This window comes from Brevundimonas lenta, from assembly GCF_014196335.1.
GTDB lineage: Bacteria > Pseudomonadota > Alphaproteobacteria > Caulobacterales > Caulobacteraceae > Brevundimonas > Brevundimonas lenta.
Map to the genome: position 1 here is coordinate 470,218 of NZ_JACIDM010000001.1, position 13,120 is coordinate 483,337.

General features: G+C 68.0%; 15 protein-coding genes. 8 read left to right on the forward strand and 7 right to left on the reverse strand.

Annotated elements, in window-relative coordinates; all coding sequences use genetic code 11:
• Nucleotides 1-10: 10 nt before the first annotated feature.
• The 6 genes from GGR12_RS02385 to GGR12_RS02410 all read right to left on the reverse strand — a co-directional run bounded on the left by GGR12_RS02385 (nucleotide 11) and on the right by GGR12_RS02410 (nucleotide 5,585).
• Nucleotides 11-1,225 (reverse strand): NAD(P)/FAD-dependent oxidoreductase, encoded by a 1,215-nt coding sequence (locus tag GGR12_RS02385; RefSeq protein WP_183202491.1) that lies wholly within the window; start codon nucleotides 1,223-1,225, stop codon nucleotides 11-13.
• Between the two features lie 63 nt (nucleotides 1,226-1,288).
• Nucleotides 1,289-2,023: a pseudouridine synthase gene (locus tag GGR12_RS02390; RefSeq protein ID WP_183202492.1), complete on the reverse strand. Its 735-nt coding sequence runs from the start codon at nucleotides 2,021-2,023 to the stop codon at nucleotides 1,289-1,291.
• Nucleotides 2,024-2,923 (reverse strand): class I SAM-dependent methyltransferase, encoded by a 900-nt coding sequence (locus tag GGR12_RS02395; protein WP_183202494.1) that lies wholly within the window; start codon nucleotides 2,921-2,923, stop codon nucleotides 2,024-2,026. It lies immediately after the preceding gene.
• Nucleotides 2,924-2,988: 65 nt separating this feature from the next.
• Entirely contained in the window at nucleotides 2,989-3,777 is a 789-nt protein-coding gene (locus GGR12_RS02400; protein WP_183202496.1) for a glutaminyl-peptide cyclotransferase, read from the reverse strand.
• A 2-nt stretch (nucleotides 3,778-3,779) separates the two neighbouring features.
• Complete coding sequence (locus tag GGR12_RS02405) at nucleotides 3,780-4,607, reverse strand: TerC family protein (RefSeq protein WP_183202498.1); 828 nt, start codon at nucleotides 4,605-4,607, stop codon at nucleotides 3,780-3,782.
• A 111-nt stretch (nucleotides 4,608-4,718) separates the two neighbouring features.
• Nucleotides 4,719-5,585, reverse strand: coding sequence for an endonuclease/exonuclease/phosphatase family protein (locus GGR12_RS02410; RefSeq protein WP_183202500.1), 867 nt, complete (start codon nucleotides 5,583-5,585; stop codon nucleotides 4,719-4,721).
• Nucleotides 5,586-5,850: 265 nt separating this feature from the next.
• Here GGR12_RS02410 and GGR12_RS02415 point away from each other — a divergent pair, with 265 nt between their 5' ends.
• The 8 genes from GGR12_RS02415 (at nucleotide 5,851) to GGR12_RS02450 (ending at nucleotide 12,445) form a co-directional block, all read left to right on the forward strand.
• Nucleotides 5,851-6,405: a F0F1 ATP synthase subunit delta gene (locus GGR12_RS02415; protein ID WP_183202502.1), complete on the forward strand. Its 555-nt coding sequence runs from the start codon at nucleotides 5,851-5,853 to the stop codon at nucleotides 6,403-6,405.
• Between the two features lie 53 nt (nucleotides 6,406-6,458).
• Nucleotides 6,459-7,991, forward strand: a complete 1,533-nt coding sequence (gene atpA, locus GGR12_RS02420) for a F0F1 ATP synthase subunit alpha (RefSeq protein WP_183202503.1) — start codon at nucleotides 6,459-6,461, stop codon at nucleotides 7,989-7,991.
• A 34-nt stretch (nucleotides 7,992-8,025) separates the two neighbouring features.
• The gene (locus GGR12_RS02425) at nucleotides 8,026-8,904 is read left to right on the forward strand and encodes a F0F1 ATP synthase subunit gamma (protein ID WP_183202505.1); all 879 of its coding nucleotides are present in this window, start codon (nucleotides 8,026-8,028) and stop codon (nucleotides 8,902-8,904) included.
• 43 nt (nucleotides 8,905-8,947) lie between these two features.
• Entirely contained in the window at nucleotides 8,948-10,504 is a 1,557-nt protein-coding gene (gene atpD, locus GGR12_RS02430) for a F0F1 ATP synthase subunit beta (protein WP_183202507.1), read from the forward strand.
• A gap of 3 nt (nucleotides 10,505-10,507) precedes the next feature.
• Entirely contained in the window at nucleotides 10,508-10,777 is a 270-nt protein-coding gene (locus tag GGR12_RS02435) for an ATP synthase F1 subunit epsilon (RefSeq protein ID WP_183202509.1), read from the forward strand.
• A 7-nt stretch (nucleotides 10,778-10,784) separates the two neighbouring features.
• Complete coding sequence (locus GGR12_RS02440; RefSeq protein WP_183202511.1) at nucleotides 10,785-11,744, forward strand: metallophosphoesterase; 960 nt, start codon at nucleotides 10,785-10,787, stop codon at nucleotides 11,742-11,744.
• Nucleotides 11,745-11,866: 122 nt separating this feature from the next.
• Nucleotides 11,867-12,196 (forward strand): DMT family transporter, encoded by a 330-nt coding sequence (locus tag GGR12_RS02445; RefSeq protein ID WP_183202513.1) that lies wholly within the window; start codon nucleotides 11,867-11,869, stop codon nucleotides 12,194-12,196.
• Between the two features lie 9 nt (nucleotides 12,197-12,205).
• Nucleotides 12,206-12,445: a DUF1272 domain-containing protein gene (locus tag GGR12_RS02450; protein WP_183202515.1), complete on the forward strand. Its 240-nt coding sequence runs from the start codon at nucleotides 12,206-12,208 to the stop codon at nucleotides 12,443-12,445.
• Nucleotides 12,446-12,587: 142 nt separating this feature from the next.
• Here GGR12_RS02450 and GGR12_RS02455 read toward each other — a convergent pair whose 3' ends face one another.
• A complete protein-coding gene (locus tag GGR12_RS02455; RefSeq protein WP_183202517.1) occupies nucleotides 12,588-13,061 on the reverse strand; it encodes an RNA pyrophosphohydrolase in 474 nt (157 codons plus the stop codon).
• Nucleotides 13,062-13,120 lie beyond the last annotated feature (59 nt).

Here is a 13,120-nt window from a genome sequence, read left to right on the forward strand (position 1 = left end):
ACCGTCGCGGTCAAGGCCGGTACAGGTCGGCGTCCGCATCGGGCCGCCCACGCAGCGCCGCCGACACCACCTGGCTGGCGATGACCGAATAGGTGATGCCGTTGCCGCCGAACCCCATCACCGCCCAGGCATGATCCATCCCGGGCACCGGACCGATCGACGGCAACCCTGTGGCGCTCTCCCCGAAGGCGCCGGCCCAGCTGTAGTCGATGTCGAACTCGACTCCGGGCAGCAGGACCTTCAGCTTGCGGGCGATGGCCGCGCATTTGCGCTTCAGCTTCGCCTTGTCGGCGTGGGCCGTGGGCGACGGCTCGTCCTCGCCGCCGACGATCAGCCGCCCGTCGCCGCTCATGCGCAGATACAGGTAGGGATTCGACGCCTCCCAGACCAGGGTGTCGCGCAGCCAGGCGGGGCAGGGTTGCCGCGGCTTTGACGCCATCGCCCAGGTCGAGATCACCGTCGCCCCCGGCGTCGGCACGCCCTTCGGAAACTCATAGCCGCAGCAGAACACCACGCTCTTCGCCCGCACGGCATGCCCGGCGTCGGTCAGCAGGGTGACGCCTTCCGGGTCGCTCACCGCCTCCATCACCTCGACCGGCGAATACACCCTGGCTCCGGCCGCATCCGCCCGGCGCAACAGTCCGGCCGCCAGCCGCGCCGGATCGCCGCTGGCCGAGCCCTGGCTGAGGATCGCCCCGGTGCGGTCGATGCCGAACCGCTCGCGCAGCGCCGCCGGACCGACGTATTCGCTCTCCAGTCCGATCGCCGCCCGCGCCTCGGCCTCGGCTTCCAGCGCGCGATGGCCGTAGGCGTCTCCGGCCAGATACAGGGTCGCCTTGTCGTGGCAGCCGCAGCGGATGGCCTCTTCCGCCACCACCCGCTTCAGATCGTCCACCGCCCGGCGCGAGCGCAGATACGCCCGCCGTGCCTTCGCCGTGCCGATCCGCTCCGCCAGCGCCGTCAGCGGCAGGTCCACCTCCCACTGCAGCAGGGCGGTCGAGGCGATGGTCGAGCCCATCAGCGGCGGCCGTCGATCCAGCACCGCCACCGAATGATCACGCGACAACTCATGGGCCATGAAGGCCCCGCTGATCCCGGCCCCGACCACGGCCACGTCGACCGCGATCGCCTCCCGCAGCGGCCGCACAGGCACGCCGAGGCCCGGACTGTCCGCCCACGGCGAACGTCCCGTTCTCAAATCCCGCTTGATGGTGGCGCCGCTCATGTCCGCTCCGTTGAAGCGGAGCCTTAGCGGTCGGGAGCTGGGGCGGTTCCGCCCCACACGACGTCAGGTGAAGATGGAGTCGATCTCGGCCTGGTCCAGCAACCGCCATTCGCCCGCTGGCAGGTCGTCCGGCAGCATGAGGCCCCCCAGCCGCTCGCGATGCAGCGACTCGACGTGGTTGCCCACCGCCGCGAACATGCGGCGCACCATGTGATAGCGGCCCTCGGTCACGGACACCCGCGCCTCGGTCGGCGACAGCACCTCCAGCAGCGCCGGTTTCAGCGGCCGGTCATCGTTCTCCAGCAGCAGCTCGCCCGAGGCGAACAGGGCGGCTTCCGTACCGTTCAGCGGTCGCGCCAGCTGCGCGCGATACACCTTGGCCACCAGCTTCTTCGGACTGATCACGCGGTGCAGCAGGTCGCCGTCGTCGGTCATCAGCAGCAGGCCGGACGTTTCCTTGTCCAGCCGCCCGATGGTCGAGATGGCCGGATCGCGACGGCGCCAGCGGCCAGGCAGGACGTCATAGACCAGCGCCCCGTCCTCCTTGTGCGAACAGGTCATGCCCAGCGGCTTGTGCAGCAGGATGACGACGCCGTGCGGCGGGTCCAGCGGCTCGCCGTCGATCTCCATGCGCGCGGGCAGGTCGGGCGTCACCGGGATGCGTTTCGACACGTCGGTGATGTCGACGCCGTCCAGGACGATGCCGCCGGCCTTGCCCATCCGCGCCATCTCGGCGCGCGAGCCGTAGCCCAGCGAGCCCAGCAGTTTGTCGACACGGCTGGTCGGAACCTTCGCCACCTACTTCACCGCCTCGAACAGCTTGTAGCCGCCGGCGTCGGCGACCATGCGCATGCGTTTGAAGGCCTCGTTCAGCTCGGCCTCGTAGGGCAGGTGCCGGTTGGCGACCAGCCACATGACCCCGCCCTTCTTCAGCATGCCGGCGGCCTGGCGGATGAAGTTCTGGCCCAGCCGTTTGTCCTCGGCGCCGCCGTCGTGGAAGGGCGGATTGGTGACGATGAAATCGAGGTCGCCTTCGGTCGGCGCCGTGCGCACGTCGGCCCATTCGAAGGTGACGCGCGGATCGACGACGTTCTTCTTCGCCGCCTCGATCGCCCGGCGGTCCAGGTCGATCAGACGCAGGGCGGTGACGGCGGGCGAGCGCAGCGCCACCGTGGCCAGCGCCCCGTAGCCGCAACCCAGATCAGCCCCCTTGCCCTTCATCGGCGGCAGGTTCTTCGCCAGCAGGGCCGAACCGGCGTCGACCCGGTCCCAGGCGAACACACCCGGCTGCGACCAGGCCTCCAGCCCCGGCACGACGCGCGGCGCGCCGCCGGCAACGGCTTCGTCCAGGCCGTCAATCTGTTCAGGCTTTAGAACCACGCAGCGGCGGTGGTGCGCCTTGGCGCTCTCGCCGACCTCCAGGCCGAAGGCTTCCAGCTCCTTCTTCAGCCGCGACCCGCCCTTGTCCTTGGGCGCCATGACGTCCAGCCGTCCGCCGGTCTTCAGCGCCCGCAGCGACAGAGCGAGGGTATAGCGACGCTCCAGCACGCCCGGCGGGGCGTAGATCATGACGTCGTCGACCGATCCTTCGGCCACGTCCTCAAGCTGCGTCGAGCCCGGAATCAGCGGCGAGGTCTGGACGGCGGCGCCGGGCGGATCGAACACCGCCGGCGGGCGGCCATAGAGAAGTGTGGTCATCCGCGCGCGTATAGCCGGAACGGGCGTGAAGCGGAAACCGGGACCGCCTCCCGGCAGGAGCGGGTTTACCGCGGTCCTGTCAGCCTGATCTCGAACAGGGTCGGCCAGTTCTTGCCGGTGACGAACAGGCGGCGGCCTTCGGGGTCCCAGGCGATGCCGTTGAGGACGTCGTCATCAGGATCCATGCCGGAGCGGTCGGGCAGCAGGCCGGCGAGGTCGATGATGCCGGTGATGACGCCCGTCTCCGGGTTGATGCGGATGATGTAGTCGGTGTGCCAGACGTTGGCGAAGACCTCGCCATCGACCCACTCCAGCTCGTTGATCTGGTTCACCGGGCGGCCGTTGAGGGTCACCGGAACGCGGCCGGTCTCGACCAGGGTGGTCGGGTCGAAGAAGCGCAGCATGGCCGAGCCGTCCGACAGGATCAGGCGGCGGCCGTCGTCGGTCAGGCCCCAGCCCTCACCCTCGTAGTCGAACTCGCCCTGGGGGGAGAGGTCGTCGGCGTTCCAGATGAAGGCCTTGCCCTGTTTCCAGGTGAGGGTGATGGCCCGGCCGCCGATCTCGGTCAGGCCCTCGCCGAAGGTGTCGCTGTCGAGCACGCGACGCTGGAGCACGGCGCCGTCCTCCAGCCGCACCTTGCGGACAGTCGAGGGATAGCGGCCGGTGCTCTCCAGCAGGACGCCGTCGCGCCACGCCAGCCCCTGGGTGAAGGCGGCGGAGTCGTGCGGGTATTCGCGCACGACCTCGTAGCCGTAGACCGGTGTCTGAACCGCGCCCGGAAGCCGCTGGACGGACTGCGCCGCCGCTGGAAGCGGCGCCATGAGCAGCGCGACCAGGACGGCCAGGACGCGCATGGTCAGACTCCCGGCTCGGCGGTCTCGGCCTTGTTCAGCTGCGCCTGACGAGCCTCCTCGAGGGCGGCTTTTTTGATCGAGGCGTTGCGGCCCATCATGTTCAGTCCCTCGACCAGGGCCGAGAAGGCCATGGCGGCGTAGATATAGCCCTTGGGCACGTGGACGCCGAAGCCGTCGGCGATCAGCACCATGCCGATCATCAGCAGGAAGCCGAGGGCCAGCATGACCACGGTCGGGTTCTTGTCGATGAAGTTGCCCAGCGGATCGGCGGCGAAGAGCATGCAGGCCACGGCGATGATGACGGCGACCATCATGATCGGCACGTGATCGGTCATGCCGACGGCGGTCAGGATGGAGTCGATCGAGAACACCAGGTCCAGCATGATGATCTGGATGATCGCCGCGCCGACGTTGTTGATGATGACGTCCTTCTTGTCCTTCTCGAGCAGGGCGTGGGACGGGGTGACGTCGACGGCGTGGTGGATTTCCTTCGTCGCCTTCCAGACCAGGAACAGGCCGCCGGCGATCAGGATCAGGTCACGCCAGCTGAAGGCCGTGTCCCAGCCCGCGCCGGCGATGCCGAGGTCGAAGACCGGCTTCGTCAGGCCCACGATCCAGCCGATCGTGGCCAGCAGGCCCAGGCGCATGATCAGGGCCAGGGCGATGCCGATGCGACGCGTGCGCTGACGGTGTTCCGGGGCCAGCTTGTTCGACAGGATCGAGATGAAGATCAGATTGTCGATGCCGAGCACGACCTCCATCACCACGAGAGTGATCAACGCCGCCCACGCGGCGGGGTCGGTGAGAAGCGGAGTTATGCTGTCGAGCATCGTTTTGTGGTCCTGAAGCCTTAGGCCTGAACCCGCTTTCTACCGTTGCGGTTGCGGGCGCGGCAATCCGCCCGGGGCGGCGCGATGGTCGCAGGGGGTGTCGCGCGGAATTCAGGGGCGGACGGGCACGATGTCGACAACGAGCGGGAAATGGTCCGAGATGACCCGTCCGCCGAAGGAGTCGGTCAGGACGCCGAACCGCTCGACCGCCAGCCCGTCGCCGATGAAGACGTGGTCGATCGCCACGCCGCCGTTGTCGCTGGCCAGGTTGAAATTGTTGAAGGTGCCGTCCGGGCCGAAGACCACGGGGCTGACCGTGCGGGCGTCGCGCAGGCCTGTGGCGAGGATGCGCTGGTACGGCGGCGTGCCCTGGCCGGTGTTGAAGTCGCCCATCAGGATGACCTGGGCCGGGGCGCCGTCGATCTCCACCGCCGGCATGGCGGCGACCAGGGCGGCGCACTGTTCGCGGGCGACGACCCCGACGTGGTCGAAATGGGTGTTGCGGACGTCCAGCAGCCGCCCGTCGCGGCGATCGCGCAGGACGACGCGGGTCACCGTGCGGGGATACGCCGCATCCCAGCCCTTCGACGGAACCTCCGGCGTCGGCGAGCACCAGAAGGTCTCGCTGCGCAGATGGTCGAAGCGGTCGCGGCGCCAGAAGAGGGTAGTGGTCTCGCCGACCGGACCGCCGTCGTCGCGACCGACGCCATAGCGGTCCCAGCCCGGCAACTGGTCCGCCAGATACTGGACCATGGCCGAGTGGGCCTCCTGGACGCCCAGCAGGTCGGGGTCGGTGAAGGCGATCTGGCGAGCCATGTGGGGCCTGCGCTCGGTCCAGGTCGGGTTGTCGGTCGGAACGTCGACGCGGATGTTGTAGCTCATCACCCGAATGGCGGCCGGGTCGCCGGCGAGGGCGGGGAGGGCGGTCGCCAGGACGACGAGGGCGGCGAGGGCGGAGAGGCTGCGCGCAAGGGTCATGTCGATCTTCCAACGCGTGGGGCACGTTTTCTCGCTCCACCGCCCAGGAACGGCACGTCAAATCTCGTTACGCCGGAGTCGTGGTGCGTCCTGCTGCCTCGGTTGCGGTGAAGGGGCATGAGTGCTATCAGGCGCCCGGCTGAGCCGAGGGGCGCGTCGCAAGGCGCGTCCCCGGCGTGCTTTCTTCAAGCATTTCAGGCCTTTGATCGGTGCGGGGACGCGACCGGTCGATCAACCCGAACGCTAACCCGCGCGGACCTTATAAGTGGCTGACGAATTCAGAACGACGGAAGTCGGCGAACGCTATGCACAGGCGTTGTTCGACCTCGCTGACGAGACCGGTGCGCTGGAGGCCGTGCGCGCCGACCTGAAGTCGCTGCGCGCCGCCTGGAACGAGAGCGCCGACCTGCGCCGGCTGGCGACCTCGCCGGTCATCGCGGGCGACGATCAGCGCAAGGGCCTGGTGGCCATCGCCGACAAGGCGAAGTTCAACGGCGTGACCAAGAATTTCCTCGGCCTGCTGGCCCAGAACGGCCGCTCGCGCGATCTGCCGGCCGTGATCGCCGGCTTCGACGCCCTGTATGCGAAGAAGACGGGCGTGGTCGCCGCCGAGGTGACGTCGGCGCAGGAACTGACCGCCGCGCAACTGAAGACCATTCTTTCCGCGCTCCGCACCTCGCTGGGCAAGGATCCGGAACTGACCACCCGCGTGGATCCCGCGATCCTCGGCGGCCTGAAGGTCAAGGTGGGCTCGAAACTGTTCGACGCCTCGCTGAAGACCAAGCTCGACCAGATGAAATTCGCGCTCAAGCGCGCCTGACAACGACGGCGCCCTGAACAAGCGCACCAAAAGACGAAGACAGAGAGATCCAAATGGACATCCGCGCCGCCGAAATCTCGGCCATCCTCAAGTCGCAGATCGCCAACTTCGGCGTTGAAGCCGACGTTTCGGACGTCGGCCAGGTGCTGTCGGTCGGCGACGGCATCGCGCGCATCCACGGTCTGGACAACGTCCAGGCCGGCGAGATGATCGAATTCCCGAAGGCCGGCGTGAAGGGCATGGCCCTGAACCTCGAGCGCGACAACGTCGGCGCCGTGATCTTCGGCGCGGACACCGCCATCTCCGAAGGCGATGAAGTCCGCCGACTCGGCGAGATCGTGGACGTGCCGGTCGGCAAGGGCCTGCTGGGCCGCGTCGTGAACCCGCTGGGCGAGCCGATCGACGGCAAGGGCCCGATCCAGTTCACCGAGCGTCGCCGCGTGGACGTGAAGGCTCCGGGCATCATCCCCCGCAAGTCGGTTCACGAGCCGATGCAGACCGGCCTGAAGGCCATCGACACCCTGATCCCGATCGGCCGCGGCCAGCGCGAGCTGATCATCGGCGACCGTCAGGTCGGCAAGACCGCCGTCGCCATCGACACCATCCTGAACCAGAAGTCGGTCAACGCCACGACCGACGAGTCGGCCAAGCTGTACTGCATCTACGTGGCCATCGGTCAGAAGCGTTCGACCGTCGCCCAGATCGTGAAGACGCTCGAGGAGTCGGGCGCCCTCGAGTACACCATCGTCGTCGCCGCCACCGCCTCGGAGCCGGCCCCGCTGCAGTTCCTGGCCCCGTTCGCCGGCACCGCCATGGGCGAGTTCTTCCGCGACAACGGCATGCACGGCCTGATCGTCTATGACGACCTTTCGAAGCAGGCCGTGGCCTACCGCCAGATGTCCCTGCTGCTGCGCCGTCCGCCGGGCCGCGAAGCCTACCCGGGCGACGTCTTCTACCTGCACAGCCGCCTGCTGGAGCGCTCGGCCAAGCTGAACGCCGACAACGGCTCGGGCTCGCTGACCGCCCTGCCGCTGATCGAGACCCAGGCCAACGACGTGTCGGCCTACATCCCGACCAACGTGATCTCGATCACCGACGGCCAGATCTTCCTCGAGTCCGACCTGTTCTACCAGGGCATCCGCCCGGCCGTGAACGTCGGCATCTCGGTGTCGCGCGTGGGCTCCTCGGCCCAGACCAAGGCGATGAAGAAGGTCGCCGGCACCATCAAGGGCGAGCTGGCCCAGTATCGTGAAATGGCCGCCTTCGCGAAGTTCGGCTCGGACCTGGACGCCTCGACCCAGCGCCTGCTGGCCCGCGGCGCCCGCCTGACCGAGCTGCTGAAGCAGCCCCAGTACTCGCCGCTGACCATGGAAGAGCAGGTCGTCTCGGTTTACGCCGGCACCCGCGGCTACCTGGACGGCATCGCCGTCGGCGACATCGGCCGCTTCGAGAGCGAGCTGCTGGCCCGCATCAAGTCGGCGAACCCCGGCCTGCTGGAAGGCATCCGCACGAAGAAGGACCTCACCGCCGAGCTCGAAGCCGAGCTGAAGTCGGTGCTGGAAGCCTTCACCAAGACCTTCGCCTGAGCCTGAACTGACCGAGAAGCGAGAGTAGCGCCGGATGGCCAGCCTCAAGGAAATGCGCAATCGGATCGACAGCGTGAAGTCCACGCAGAAGATCACGAAAGCCCTGAACATGGTCGCCGCGGCCAAGCTGAAGCGCGCCCAGGAGCAGGCTGAAAGCGCTCGCCCCTACGCGAAGAAGATGGCCGCCGTAATCGCCAACCTGGCGGCGGGCGTCTCCGGCGACGGCGCGCCCAAGCTGCTGGCCGGCACCGGTCGCGACCAGAAGCACCTGATCATCGTCGCCACCGGCGACAAGGGTCTGGCGGGCGGCTTCAACACCAACGTCATCCGGGCTGCGCGCGAGCGCATCAAGGAACTGACGGCGGCCGGCAAGGACGTCCGCATCATCGCCGTGGGCCGCAAGGTCCGCGACGGCCTGTCGCGTCTGTACGGCGACAAGCTGGTGAAGACGTTCGAGATGTCGGACCACAAGGTCATCGGCCTGCCCGCCGCGGAGCCGATCGCCCAGCTGATCTCGGACGAGTTCGAGGCCGGCAACGCCGACGTCGTGACCCTGTTCTACAGCCGCTTCCAGTCGGTGATCTCGCAGGTGCCGACCCCGCGCCAGCTGATCCCGGCCGTGGTCGACGGCGACGCCGCCCCGATCAATCTGAACGGCGCCGTGTACGACTACGAACCGTCGGAAGAGGAAATCCTCGAGACGCTTCTGCCGCGTAACATCACGACCCAGGTGCTGGCCGCCCTGTACGAGAACCAGGCCAGCTTCTTCGGGGCCCAGATGGGCGCCATGGACAACGCCACGCGCAATGCGGGCGACCTGATCAACAGCCTGACCCTGCAATACAACCGGAAGCGCCAGGCCCAGATCACCACCGAACTGATCGAGATCATCGCCGGCGCTGAAGCGCTCTGATCCGACCCCTGCACAGACAAGACTTTCCGAACGGAACGAACCGATGACCGACACCGCCGCCCCGAAGAAACCCGCCGCCAAGAAGCCCGCCGCTCCGAAGGCCCCCAAGGTCGCCGCCGCCACGACCACGACGAAGGCTTCGGCCGCCGTGGCCACCGGCCGCATCGCCCAGGTCATCGGCGCCGTCGTTGACGTTGAGTTCGACGGTCACCTGCCGGCCATCCTCTCGGCCCTGGAGACGCAGAACGTCGACCAGAAGACCGGCCAGCCCTTCACCCTGGTTCTGGAAGTCGCCCAGCACCTCGGCGAGAACGTGGTCCGCACCATCGCCATGGACACCTCGGAAGGCCTGACGCGCGGCCAGCCGGTGACCGACACGGGCAGCTCGATCATGGCTCCGGTCGGCCCGGGCACGCTCGGCCGCATCATGAACGTCGTCGGCGCGCCAATCGACGAGCAGGGCCCGATCAAGACCACGATGTACCGCCCGATCCACCGGGAGGCGCCTTCGTTCGAAGAGCAGTCGACCTCGTCGGAAATCCTGGTCACGGGCATCAAGGTCATCGACCTGATGTGCCCCTACACCAAGGGCGGCAAGACCGGCCTGTTCGGCGGCGCCGGCGTCGGCAAGACCGTGACCATGCAGGAACTGATCAACAACATCGCCAAGGCGTACGGCGGTTATTCGGTTCTGGCCGGCGTGGGTGAGCGCACCCGCGAAGGCAACGACCTGTACCACGAGATGATCGAGTCCAACGTGAACGTGGACCCGGCCAAGAACAACGGCTCGACCGAAGGCTCCAAGTGCGCCCTCGTGTACGGCCAGATGAACGAGCCCCCCGGCGCCCGCGCCCGCGTCGCCCTGACCGGTCTGGCCCAGGCCGAGTACTTCCGCGACGAGGAAGGCAAGGACGTGCTGCTGTTCGTCGACAACATCTTCCGCTTCACGCAGGCCGGTTCGGAAATGTCCGCCCTGCTGGGCCGCATCCCGTCGGCGGTGGGCTATCAGCCGACCCTGGCCACCGAGATGGGCAACCTTCAGGAGCGCATCACCTCGACCAAGAAGGGCTCGATCACCTCGATCCAGGCCATCTACGTTCCCGCCGACGACCTGACCGACCCGGCCCCGGCCGCCTCGTTCGCCCACCTGGACGCCAAGACCGTTCTGAGCCGCGACATCGCCGCCCAGGCCATCTTCCCGGCCGTGGACCCGCTGGACTCGACCTCGCGGATCATGGACCCGCTGGTCATCGGCGAGGAGCACTACCGCGTCGCCCGTTCGGTCCAGGAAGTGCTGCAGCAGTACAAGGCCCTGAAGGACATCATCGCCATCCTGGGCATGGACGAGCTGTCGGAAGAGGACAAGCTGGTCGTCTCGCGCGCCCGCAAGATCTCGCGCTTCCTGTCGCAGCCGTTCTTCGTGGCCGAGCAGTTCACCAACTCGCCGGGCAAGTTCGTCTCGCTGGAAGACACGATCCGCTCGTTCAAGGGCATCGTGGCCGGTGAATACGACCACCTGCCGGAAGCCGCCTTCTACATGGTCGGCGCGATCGAAGAGGCCGTCGCCAAGGCCGAGAAGCTCGCTTCGGAAGCCGCTTAAGTCATGGCCGGCAAGCTCAGCTTCTCGCTGGTGTCGCCGGAACGCGAGGTCTTCGCGGGCCTCGTGGACCAGGTCGACGCCCCCGGCGTCGAGGGCGACTTCGGCGTCCTGGCCGACCACGCGCCGTTCATGACCGCCCTGCGCGAAGGCGTGGTGACGGTCATCGACGGCGGCTCGCGCCGCCAGTTCGAGGTCCACGGCGGCTTCGCCGACGTAACCCCGGCCGGCCTGACCATCCTGGCCGAGAAAGCCTCGGAAGTGGCGCAGGCCTGATCACGGCATGACGGGACCGGACAGCGTTCTGGTCCTGGTATGGATTGGCGTAATCGCCGGTCCCCTGATCTGCTTTCTTCTGATCCGGCGGTTGCTTCGCAGCCGCCGGATTTTTCTTGCCGCCGTCCTGGGGGCCGTCGCCGGGGCGGCCTGGCTGCTCGGGGTCTGGGCCTTCCTGGTCGAGCCCGCCACGCTGACGGTCCGCCATGTGACAGTGGAGAGCGCCGAATGGCGGGGACCGCCCCTGCGCATCGGCGTGATCTCGGACACCCATGTGGCGGCGCCGCACGTCGATGTGGCGAGGGTCGAGCGCATCGTCGCCCGGATGAACGCCGAGAGGCCCGACGTCGTCGTCCTGCTGGGCGACTACACCGGAGGCCACGCGGCCGCAGGCGCGCGTCCGACCGCCGAACAGGCGGAGATCCTTAAGGGCGTCGAGGCGTTCCGGGGTTTGCGCAGTCCGCTCGGGACGTTCGGCGTGCTGGGCAATCACGACTCCTGGTTCGACGACGCCGCGATAGCCGGGGCCATGACTCGCGCCGGCGTTCCAGTCCTTGAGAACCGGGCGGTCCGGGTTGATCGCCCTGGCGCGCCCTTCTGGATCGCGGGCCTGGCGGATATGCATTCACCCCGACAGCCCCCGTTGGTCTCCGGCACGCTCGGGGAGGTCACTGACGGCGCGCCGATGATCGTGCTGACGCATTGGCCCGACCCGTTCGTGGACGTGCCGGACAGCGTGGCCCTGACCCTGGCGGGCCATACCCATTGCGGGCAGGTGAACCTCCCGATCCTTGGACGGCTGGTGCACGCGTCGCGGATGTCGGAGCGATGGGCCTGCGGGCTCTACGACGAGGGCGGCCGCAAGCTGTTCGTGACCGGAGGGGTCGGGGTTTCGATCCTCCCGGTGCGGTTCCGGGCGCCGCCGGAGATCGTGATCGTGACCCTTGCCGGGCCGTCCGGGACTTGACCCCCGGGCCCCAGGCGCTAGATAGCCCCCCGCAAGACGAGGCCACGTCCTCGCCCCGGCGGCCGCAAGGCCGAGGGCCAAGTCCGGGACGGCCCGGCCCTTTGCAAGGAGGGCCGCGACCAATGGCCTGGGTCTATCTTCTCATCGCCGGACTGCTGGAAATCGTCTGGGCGTATTTCATGAAACAGTCCGACGGCTTCACCCGGCTGTGGCCGAGCGTGGCCACGATCGGCTTCATGATCGTCAGCTTCGCCCTGCTGTCGCTGGCCATGAAGAACCTGCCGATGGGCACCGCCTATGTGGTGTGGACCGGCATCGGCGCGGTCGGCGCCTTCGCGGTCGGCGTGATGTTCCTGGGCGAGCATCTGAGCCCGATGCGGGTGTTCGCGGCGCTGCTGGTGCTGGCCGGGCTGGTCATCTTCAAACTGGCTCCGGGCGGGGCCGCGCACTAATCTCGGGCCATGCTCGAGCTTCGGCCCAACTGCGAATGCTGTGATCGCGACCTGCCGTTCGACAGTCCGGACGCGCGCATCTGCACCTTCGAATGCACCTTCTGCGCGGATTGCGTGGAGGGGGTTCTGAAGGGCGCGTGCCCGAACTGCGGCGGCGGGTTTGCACCGCGGCCGATCCGGCCGGCGCGGCTGCTGGCGAAGTACCCGGCGTCGACGAAGCGGGTGCTGAAGACGGGGTGCGGGCAGTAAGTTGTTCCGCTCATCCCGGCGAAAGCCGGGACCCAGACCTTTTGCAGGGCCGGTGAATGGGGATTTGCGCCGAAAGAACCGCACACACCAATCGCCCAAAGAACTGGGTCCCGGCTTTCGCCGGGATGAGCGGATCTGATTGTCAGACCACCAGCGTTGCGAAACAGGCCACGACGGCCTCATAGGCCTTGCGCTTGAACGGGACGATGAGTTTCGGGGCCTCGTCGAGGCGGCCCCAGCGCCAGGCGTCGAACTCGATCTCGTCATGCTGTTCGAGGTCGATCTCGGACTCGTCGCCGGTGAAGCGGAAGGCGAACCACATCTGCTTCTGGCCCAGCCAGCCGCGCGCCTGTTTCGTGCCGCCGTAGTCGGCGGGGAAGGCGTAGGCGATCCATTCCTGGGTCTGCGCCAGCAGCTCGGCGGAGACGACGCCCGTCTCCTCGGCCAGTTCGCGGCGGGCGGCGGCCTCATAGTCCTCGCCGTCATCGACGCCGCCCTGCGGGAACTGCCAGTTGTGCGGCTCGGGGGTGTTGGCGCGGCGGCCGTACCAGACGCGCCCGTCCGGGTGGAACAGCACCACGCCGACGTTGGGGCGGTAGCGGGAGAGGTCGGTCATGGGGAGGGCCGAGGGTCCAGGGGCGGGGGTCGAGGTGAGTGACACCCGGGACGTGCCGA

Excerpts from the sequence above, each read along its gene's own strand:
- GGR12_RS02385 (WP_183202491.1), bottom strand. The coding sequence starts at position 1,225 with ATGAGCGGCGCCACCATCAAGCGGGATTTGAGAACGGGACGTTCGCCG.
- GGR12_RS02395 (WP_183202494.1), bottom strand. The coding sequence starts at position 2,923 with ATGACCACACTTCTCTATGGCCGCCCGCCGGCGGTGTTCGATCCGCCC.
- GGR12_RS02400 (WP_183202496.1), bottom strand. The coding sequence starts at position 3,777 with ATGCGCGTCCTGGCCGTCCTGGTCGCGCTGCTCATGGCGCCGCTTCCA.
- GGR12_RS02405 (WP_183202498.1), bottom strand. The coding sequence starts at position 4,607 with ATGCTCGACAGCATAACTCCGCTTCTCACCGACCCCGCCGCGTGGGCG.
- GGR12_RS02410 (WP_183202500.1), bottom strand. The coding sequence starts at position 5,585 with ATGACCCTTGCGCGCAGCCTCTCCGCCCTCGCCGCCCTCGTCGTCCTG.
- atpA (WP_183202503.1), top strand. The coding sequence starts at position 6,459 with ATGGACATCCGCGCCGCCGAAATCTCGGCCATCCTCAAGTCGCAGATC.
- GGR12_RS02425 (WP_183202505.1), top strand. The coding sequence starts at position 8,026 with ATGGCCAGCCTCAAGGAAATGCGCAATCGGATCGACAGCGTGAAGTCC.
- atpD (WP_183202507.1), top strand. The coding sequence starts at position 8,948 with ATGACCGACACCGCCGCCCCGAAGAAACCCGCCGCCAAGAAGCCCGCC.
- GGR12_RS02435 (WP_183202509.1), top strand. The coding sequence starts at position 10,508 with ATGGCCGGCAAGCTCAGCTTCTCGCTGGTGTCGCCGGAACGCGAGGTC.
- GGR12_RS02440 (WP_183202511.1), top strand. The coding sequence starts at position 10,785 with ATGACGGGACCGGACAGCGTTCTGGTCCTGGTATGGATTGGCGTAATC.
- GGR12_RS02445 (WP_183202513.1), top strand. The coding sequence starts at position 11,867 with ATGGCCTGGGTCTATCTTCTCATCGCCGGACTGCTGGAAATCGTCTGG.
- GGR12_RS02450 (WP_183202515.1), top strand. The coding sequence starts at position 12,206 with ATGCTCGAGCTTCGGCCCAACTGCGAATGCTGTGATCGCGACCTGCCG.
- GGR12_RS02455 (WP_183202517.1), bottom strand. The coding sequence starts at position 13,061 with ATGACCGACCTCTCCCGCTACCGCCCCAACGTCGGCGTGGTGCTGTTC.